Origin of the sequence: Gramella jeungdoensis (assembly GCF_023805255.1) — a bacterium.
Lineage (GTDB): Bacteria > Bacteroidota > Bacteroidia > Flavobacteriales > Flavobacteriaceae > Christiangramia > Christiangramia jeungdoensis.
In genome coordinates, this window is record NZ_JAMSCK010000012.1 from 1 (window position 1) to 9385 (window position 9385).

Consider the following 9385-nt stretch of genomic DNA (forward strand, 5'->3'; position numbering starts at 1 on the left):
AGTAGGTTCCAGCAGGTAATTGATTAGAGCTTGTAAAGGAGCTTTGTGAATAACCATCCCAGTTGTTCTGGTAATTCTGAGCTTCGAATATTTTATTACCCCACCTGTTGAAGATCATCAGGTCGTAGGTGAAATCACATGCTGTTTCAACTTCAAGGAAGTCATTTCTTCCATCTCCGTTAGGAGTCACCACTTTAGAGATACCATTTTTAATATCTCCTACAGAACAGTCAAGTACAATACAGTCTATAATAGAAACCGTTACATCAGTACTTGAAGCGCAATTACCATCTAATTGATAAGTAAATGTATACGTGCCAACCGCCATCATCGTAGGATCTATAAAGCCGTTATCCAGCGCTCCGGTATTATCGGTATCGATCCATGTTCCCGATTGATCTACCTCTCCAACCAACATTTCGAACAGATCATATACATCTCCGTCATCACAAAGTTGTGGATCTTCGGCAACCTGGATTTCAGGAGCTACTTCCCTGGTAACAGTTAAGGAATCAGTATTGGTACATCCACTATCATTATTGGTAACAATAACAGAGTATTCACCTGGTTCAGAAACTTCTATTGAAGAAGTGCTTTCTCCTGTATTCCACAGGTAAGATACATTCCCTGTTGTGGTAGCATTCAAAGTAATGCTTGATGTATCACAACTCAATATTTCACTCCCTGTAATATTCGCCGCTACTGAATCAGCACTTCGTGTGATGGTAACATTATCATTTGCAGTACAATTACTATCATTATTGGTTATAGTTACAGAATACTCACCGGCATCATTTACCTCAATGCTTGCGGTAGTTTCTCCTGTGTTCCACAGGTAAGATACATTCCCGGTAGTGGTAGCATCCAGTGTGATACTTGTAATCTCACAGGTAAGTTCTTCAATTCCTGAAATACTGGCTACTACTGAATCAGCACTTCGTGTTACAGTGACATTATCATTAGCAGTACATTTACTATCATTATTAGTTACAGTCACTGAATACTCACCAGCCTCACTTACCTCGATGCTAGGAGTGGTAGCTCCATTGCTCCACAGGTAAGATACATTTCCTGAAGTGGTCGCATCCAGGGTGATACTGGTAGTCTCACAGTTGAGTGTGTCGTTTCCAGAGATCGCAGCCGTTACCGGAGTATTATCCTGGGCAACAGTTACCATGGCGGTATCGGCACAATTGCTATCATTATTAGTTACAGTCACTGAATACTCACCAGCCTCACTAACCTCGATGCTAGGAGTGGTAGCTCCGTTGCTCCACAGGTAAGATACATTTCCTGAAGTGGTAGCATCCAAAGTGATACTGGTAGTCTCACAGTTGAGTGTGTCGTTTCCAGAGATCGCAGCCGTTACCGGAGTATTATCCTGGGCAACAGTTACCATCGCGGTATCGGCACATTTGCTATCATTATTAGTTACAGTCACTGAATACTCACCAGCCTCACTAACCTCGATGCTAGGAGTGGTTGCTCCAGTATTCCACAGGTAAGATACATTTCCTGAAGTGGTAGCATCCAAAGTGATACTGGTAGTCTCACAGTTAAGTACTTCGTTTCCTGAGATCGCAGCCGTTACCGGAGTATTATCCTGGGCAACAGTTACCATGGCGGTATCGGCACAATTGCTATCATTATTAGTTACAGTCACTGAATACTCACCAGCCTCACTAACCTCGATGCTAGGAGTGGTAGCTCCGTTGCTCCACAGGTAAGATACATTTCCTGAAGTGGTAGCATCCAAAGTGATACTGGTAGTCTCACAGTTAAGTACTTCGTTTCCTGAGATCGCAGCCGTTACCGGAGTATTATCCTGTGCTATAGTTATCATCGCGGTATCCGCACATTTGCTGTCATTATTAGTTACAGTCACTGAATACTCACCGGCCTCACTAACCTCGATGCTAGGAGTGGTTGCTCCAGTATTCCACAGGTAAGATACATTTCCTGAAGTGGTCGCATCCAGGGTGATACTGGTAGTCTCACAGTTGAGTGTGTCGTTTCCAGAGATCGCAGCCGTTACCGGAGTATTGTCCTGGGCCACAGTTACCATTGCGGTATCCGCACATTTGCTGTCATTATTAGTTACAGTCACTGAATACTCACCAGCCTCACTAACCTCGATGCTAGGAGTGGTAGCTCCGTTGCTCCACAGGTAAGAAACATTTCCTGTAGTGGTCGCATTCAGAGTGATACTGGTAGTCTCACAGTTGAGTGTGTCGTTTCCTGAGATCGCAGCCGTTACCGGAGTATTATCCTGGGCAACAGTTACCATCGCGGTATCTGCACATTTGCTGTCATTATTAGTTACAGTCACTGAATACTCACCGGCCTCACTAACCTCAATGCTAGGAGTAGTAGCTCCGTTGCTCCACAGGTAAGATACATTTCCTGAAGTGGTAGCATCCAAAGTGATACTGGTAGTCTCACAGTTAAGTACTTCGTTTCCTGAGATCGCCGCGGTTACAGGAGTATTATCCTGGGTAACAGTTACCATCGCAGTATCGGCACATTTGCTGTCATTATTAGTGATGGTCACTGAATACTCACCGGCCTCACTTACCTCAATACTTGGAGTAGTTGCTCCTGTATTCCACATATAAGAAACGTTTCCTGTAGTGGTGGCATCTAAAGTGACGCTGGTAGTCTCACAGTTCAATTCTTCATTTCCTGAGATCTCCGCGGTTACCTGAGTATTATCCTGGGTAACAGTTACCATCGCGGTATCCGCACAATTGCTATCATTATTAGTTACAGTTACTGAATACTCACCGGCCTCACTTACCTCGATGCTAGGAGTGGTAGCTCCGTTGCTCCACAGGTAAGATACATTTCCTGTAGTAGTCGCATCCAGGGTGATACTGGTAGTCTCACAGTTGAGTGTGTCGTTTCCTGAGATCGCAGCCGTTACCGAAGTATTGTCCTGGGCAACAGTTACCATCGCGGTATCGGCACAATTGCTATCATTATTAGTTACAGTTACTGAATACTCACCGGCCTCACTTACCTCGATGCTAGGAGTGGTTGCTCCAGTATTCCACAGGTAAGATACATTTCCTGTAGTAGTCGCATCCAGGGTGATACTGGTAGTCTCACAGTTGAGTGCCTCGTTTCCTGAGATCGCAGCCGTTACCGGAGTATTGTCCTGGGCAACAGTTACCATCGCGGTATCGACACAATTGCTATCATTATTAGTTACAGTCACTGAATACTCACCGGCCTCACTAACCTCGATGCTAGGAGTAATTGCTCCAGTATTCCACAGGTAAGATACATTTCCTGAAGTGGTAGCATCTAAGGTGATGCTTGTAGTCTCACAGTTGAGTGTGTCGTTTCCAGAGATCGCAGCCGTTACCGAAGTATTGTCCTGGGCCACAGTTACCATCGCGGTATCAGTACACTTGCTATCATTATTAGTTACAGTTACCGAATACTCACCGGCCTCACTTACCTCAATGCTTGGAGTAATTGCTCCAGTATTCCACAGATAAGAAACATTTCCTGTAGTAGTCGCATCCAAAGTGATACTGGTAGTTTCACAGTTGAGTGTGTCGTTTCCTGAGATCGCAGCCGTTACCGAAGTATTGTCCTTGGCAACAGTTACCATCGCGGTATCGGCACAATTGCTATCATTATTAGTTACAGTTACTGAATACTCACCGGCCTCACTTACCTCGATGCTAGGAGTAATTGCTCCAGTATTCCACAGATAAGAAACATTTCCTGTAGTAGTCGCATCCAGGGTGATACTGGTAGTCTCACAGTTGAGTGTGTCGTTTCCTGAGATCGCAGCCGTTACCGAAGTATTGTCCTGGGCAACAGTTACCATCGCGGTATCGGCACAATTGCTATCATTATTAGTTACAGTTACTGAATACTCACCGGCCTCACTTACCTCGATGCTAGGAGTGGTAGCGCCATTGCTCCACAGGTAAGAAACATTTCCTGTAGTGGTCGCATCCAAAGTGATACTGGTAGTTTCACAGTTAAGTTCCTGATTTCCTGAGATACTCGCAGTAGGAGTATCAATATTTTGAGTTACACTTACCAGGTCTTCGGCTGTACACTTGCTATCGTTGTTGGTGATAACCACAGAATAATCTCCCGGTGTGTCTACATCGATAGTGGCAGTAGCTGCTCCAGTATTCCACAGGTAAGAAACATTTCCTGTAGTAGTCGCATCCAAAGTGATACTGGTAGTTTCACAATTTAGTTCTTCGTTTCCTGAGATACTCGCAGTAGGAGTATCAATATTTTGAGTTACACTTACCAGGTCTTCGGCTGTACACTTGCTATCGTTGTTGGTGATTACCACAGCGTAATCTCCCGGTGATGTCACATCGATACTAGCAGTAGTTGCTCCTGTATTCCACAGGTAAGATACATTTCCTGAAGTGGTAGCATCCAAAGTAATACTGGTAGTCTCACAGTTCAATTCTTCATTTCCTGAAATAGAAGCAGTAGGAGCATCAATATTTTGAGTTACACTTACCAGGTCTTCGGCAGTACACTTACTATCGTTGTTGGTGATAACCACAGAATAATCTCCCGGTGTGTCTACATCGATAGTGGCAGTAGTTGCTCCTGTATTCCACAGGTAAGAAACATTTCCTGAAGTGGTAGCATCTAAGGTGATACTGGTAATCTCACAGTTAAGTTCCTGATTTCCTGAGATGCTGGCAGTAGGAGTATCAATATTTTGAGTTACACTTACCAGGTCTTCGGCAGTACACTTACTATCGTTGTTGGTGATAACCACTGAGTAATCTCCCGGTGAAGTGACATCGATACTAGCAGTAGTTGCTCCTGTATTCCACAGGTAGGATACATTTTCTGTAGTGGTAGCATCCAAAGTAATGCTGGTAGTCTCACAATTTAGTTCCTGATTTCCTGAGATAGAAGCAGTAGGAGTGTCAAGGTTCTGAGTTACGATAACTCCATCCTCAGCTGTACACATACTATCATTGTTGGTGATAACCACAGAATAATCTCCCGGTGTAGTTACATCGATAGTGGCAGTAGTTGCTCCTGTATTCCACAGGTAAGATACATTTCCTGTAGTAGTCGCATCCAAGGTGATACTGGTAATCTCACAATTTAGTTCCTGATTTCCTGAGATAGAAGTAGTAGGAGTGTCAAGGTTCTGAGTTACGATAACTCCATCCTCAGCTGTACACATACTATCATTGTTGGTGATAACCACAGAATAATCTCCCGGTGTAGTTACATCGATAGTGGCAGTAGTTGCTCCTGTATTCCACAGGTAAGATACATTTCCTGAAGTGGTAGCATCTAAGGTGATACTGGTAATCTCACAATTTAGTTCCTGATTTCCTGAGATAGAAGCAGTAGGAGTGTCAATATTTTGAGTAACGTTTACCATGTCTTCGGCAGTACACTTACTATCATTGTCGGTGATAACCACAGAATAATCTCCCGGTGTAGTTACATCGATAGTGGCAGTAGTGGCTCCTGTATTCCACAGGTAGGATACATTTCCTGAAGTGGTCGCATCTAAGGTGATACTGGTAGTCTCACAATTTAGTTCCTGATTTCCTGAGATACTTGCAGTAGGAGTATCAAGGTTTTGAGTAACAGAAACTGTGTGGTCATCACTACAGCCATTGAAGCTATCGGTTACGGTTACTGTATAATCCCCAGGCGTGCTTACCTCAATAGTAGAAGTAGTTTCTCCTGTATTCCATAAGTAGGACGCACTGCCCATCAATCCGGTTTCACTGGCTGATAACTGTATTTCTGTATTTGAACAGTTTAATTCCTCATTTCCCGAAATCTGAGCAACAAGATTCCCTACAGTAATTGTAAAACTACAGGTCTTTGATGATACTTCGCCAGTTGGAGAAGTGTAAGTAGCTACATATTTCAGATCATGAGTTCCAACCGGGTAGAATCCTTTCTCTGGCCCCGATACAACAAAATCTATTCCCGCAGAACAACCATCATCATTAAGAATTCCATCTACAGAGATTAACGTATCACCTGTATTGGCATTTGATGGTTTATCTCCTACGTAAGAAAAGACATATTTTAACCTGAAGACTCCTTCCTGGTCATTAGGATTGTTAGTATAAAAAGTATAGGTTTTTTGATTCTGAACGATTTGTTGTCTAGCACCGCTTTCAAATTCATTTCCGTTTTCATCAACGATGAACAATTGAATGTAATATTCATAATCATCACCTTTTGGCGGTTTGGCATAGGCAACATCGAAGGAGGTCTCCGCATTATCCTTTAAAATTAAAAAAGGAGTGATTACCTCTGAGTTGTTAGATCTGTTATCGTCACTTCCCGAAAAGAGTTTAAGGTATCCTCCGTCTGTACCCACTCTGGAGATGTAATTGAAATCCCAGCATTCTTCGGTTAAAAGCTGTTCATTAAGCTCAAAAAGCATCTGGAAATTTCCTGTTTGTCCTTCGGTCATGCAACTTTGGGAAACAATAGGAGTAGTCCAGTCTACATAAGTACCCAGAATATCATTTCCAAATTCATCCTGGATCACAGTATCTGCACAAAGGTTCTGATCTTCGGGACAGCTGTCAAAAACAATACATTCGTTACCTGTAATGGTATTTCCTGATTGAGCTATTAAGTGAAAGGGACCTGTGAAAAATGCCAATAATAAGCAGGTTGTCTGAACCAGTTTTATTATCTCACGTTTTTTAAATGTCTTCTCTTTCCTGGTAATTTTCCATTCCATAAGCCTAATGTTTATTATTAAACATTGTTGTTGAATATTCTGTCTAATGCTGCAATACAATTAATTAAATGCAGTTTCGAATGACAGAAACATTATAGTTCATTAAATAATGTGGGGTGTAATAACACTTAATTACCTTGGGGGTATTTTAGAGAAGTCGTGGGGGGTGACTCTAAAGTGATGTTATCGGGAGTAAAATTATTTCAAATAATAGTTTTAAAAGGGCAATTATTTGATTTTTAGCTAAAACACGGAATTCTATCGGTGAAATGCACAATAATTTTCATTTTGAGAGCTTCTACCTAACGTTTCGCCCTACAAATTTCTACCTATTTGTAAGAATTTCAGATTAGGAATAGGGGAAAACCCCTATAATTTGGGGATCTTTCTCGATAGATAACCAACTTATTAGGTATAGGGCAGATATCATTTATAAAATGTTCAATTCTGAGGCCTGTAAGTTAAATCTGAAAATATGGATCGGATAATCTTTTTATCTCGCTAATAAAAAACCATTAGGACATATTTTAAGGAGATAGGTATAGAAAATCGAAAAAGGTCCAGGCTAGAGGCTGAACCTTTTTCTTTTTCAATCGATTTGTTGGGGTCGATTGTCTTTTTTAAAGGAGGCTGGCTTATTGTTCTTACCATCAGTCTACACTGAAAATCAAACAGGGGGATAAAAACAAATAAACCTGCCTCCTCCTTCAGGTTAGTTAGATCTTTATTTCATTTTTACTACTTTGAACATAGATCTTCTATTGAGTTGGTGTTCTTTCTCGGTACAGCGATCACAGTCTATCGCTGGTTTGGTTTCTCCATAACCTTTATATTCAACGATTCTTTCAGGAGCAATTCCCTTAGAGATCAGATAATCATAAGTTGATTTTGCCCTTCTCTCGGCCAGTTTTTCATTATAAGCGTTTGTTCCCCTTCGGTCTGTATGAGAGCCTATCTCGATTACCAGGTCCGGATACTCATTCTTCATAAGGTCCACAAGCTTATCAAGTTCTTTGGCTGCATCGGGACGAATGTTCGATTTGTCAAAATCAAAATAAATGTTATCTATTTCAGCCAGGTACTCCACATCTTTTACCGGATCCAGCTGAATGTCGTAGACTAATTCATCTTTATCATCGGTATTACTGGTATTAACCTCTCCTTCAAAAGTTTCATACTCTATTTCCTTGGCTTCAACCGGTAAGGTTTTATCCCTGTCTACCTCGGTCTTGTAATTTCCATCTGAATCGGTTTCAAGGAAAGCGATCTGCTGGTTGTTCTCATCCATGATCCTCACGGTAGCCTGTGGGATTGGATTACCATTTACAGCATCGGTTACCTGACCTTTAAGGATAAGCGGATTTAGTTTGTTGAAAACATAAATATCATCACTTGCGCCACCCCTGTTGGTGGAGATAAAACCTTCTCTGGAATCAGCTACCTGGAAATAAGCAAAATCATCCATACTGCTGTTCACCGGTTCTCCTACATTTTCTACCTCTCCATTTTCAGTTAGTCTGAAGATATCGAATAACCCCAGTCCTGCATGGCCGTTAGAGGAGAAGTACAGTGTACCATCGGTATCCATAAAAGGGAAACTTTCATCAAACTCTGTATTCACCGGTTCTCCAAGATTCTCGGGACTTCCAAAACTTCCATCTTCTGAAATACTTACCTTGTAGATATCGGTTCCTCCCATGCCATTAGGCATATCTGAGGTAAAGTAAAGCGTTTTTCCATCAGGCGATAGGGTAGGATGGCCTACAGAATATTCATTGCTGTTAAATGGCAATTCCTGCACATTTTGCCATTGGTTACCAGCTTTGGTAGCCGAATATAATTTAAGATGGTTGGTCTTTTCCTTATCCCTTTTACCTTCTTTATTGTTGATGTAATTGTTCCGGGTAAAATACATGGTATTACCATCGGGGCTGATCACTGCAGGCCCGTCATGCAATTTGGTATTGATTTCACCGGCAACCGGGGTGACATCCCCAGAGTTCTTATCCATTACATAGATATCAAGGAAAGGTTCCCCGTTCCAGCTGTAGGTCTTCTCTTTGACATCAACCCCCATCGCTCTTGCAGACACGAAATATACTTTGTCATCTTTTACAAAGACCCCGAAATCACTTACCTCTGAATTAAAATCTGAAGCTTGCAGCTTGTAAGTAGCCTTGCTTTTGAATTCACTCTTTTCGATCATGGTTTCTACTTCCTCAGAGCGGTTACCGCTCTCGAGGTATTTTTTCAACCATGTCCTGGATTCATCATAACGCTTCACCCCACGCAATGCCTGGGCATATTTGTAATAATACTCCGGAGAGATGGTGGAATCTTCAATAACATCCCCATAATAGTGTACGGCGTTCTCCGGACTCCGAAGCATCATATAGGCATCTCCCAGCTTTTTACTGTTGTAGGTGACATTATAATCCTTTTCAATAAGCTCTTTATAAACTTCGGTGGCTTCCAGATAGGCAAAATCGTGATAAAGCCTATCCGCCTTTTTTTGTTTTCCACTCTGGGCCTGCATGCTGATGGAGCAGGTGAGAAGTATCAGGAATAAAAAGTAACTATTTTTCATAATAAACAGGCTTTAGATTAGAAGAAACGGGGTGATTTATACCTGGTGTTTTTAAATCTGAATTCATA

The 9385-nt window shown here is 41.9% G+C and carries 2 protein-coding genes; both read right to left on the bottom strand.

Going from position 1 to position 9385, the window contains the following annotated elements; genetic code table 11:
* A partial coding sequence (locus NE848_RS17185) for a T9SS type B sorting domain-containing protein (protein ID WP_252115847.1) occupies positions 1-6730 on the bottom strand: 6730 nt, incomplete at its 3' end.
* Positions 6731-7454: 724 nt separating this feature from the next.
* A complete protein-coding gene (locus NE848_RS17190) occupies positions 7455-9317 on the bottom strand; it encodes an OmpA family protein (RefSeq protein WP_252115848.1) in 1863 nt (620 codons plus the stop codon).
* Positions 9318-9385 lie beyond the last annotated feature (68 nt).

Coding starts and splice junctions, on each gene's coding strand:
- NE848_RS17190 (WP_252115848.1), bottom strand. CDS start 9,317: ATGAAAAATAGTTACTTTTTATTCCTGATACTTCTCACCTGCTCCATC.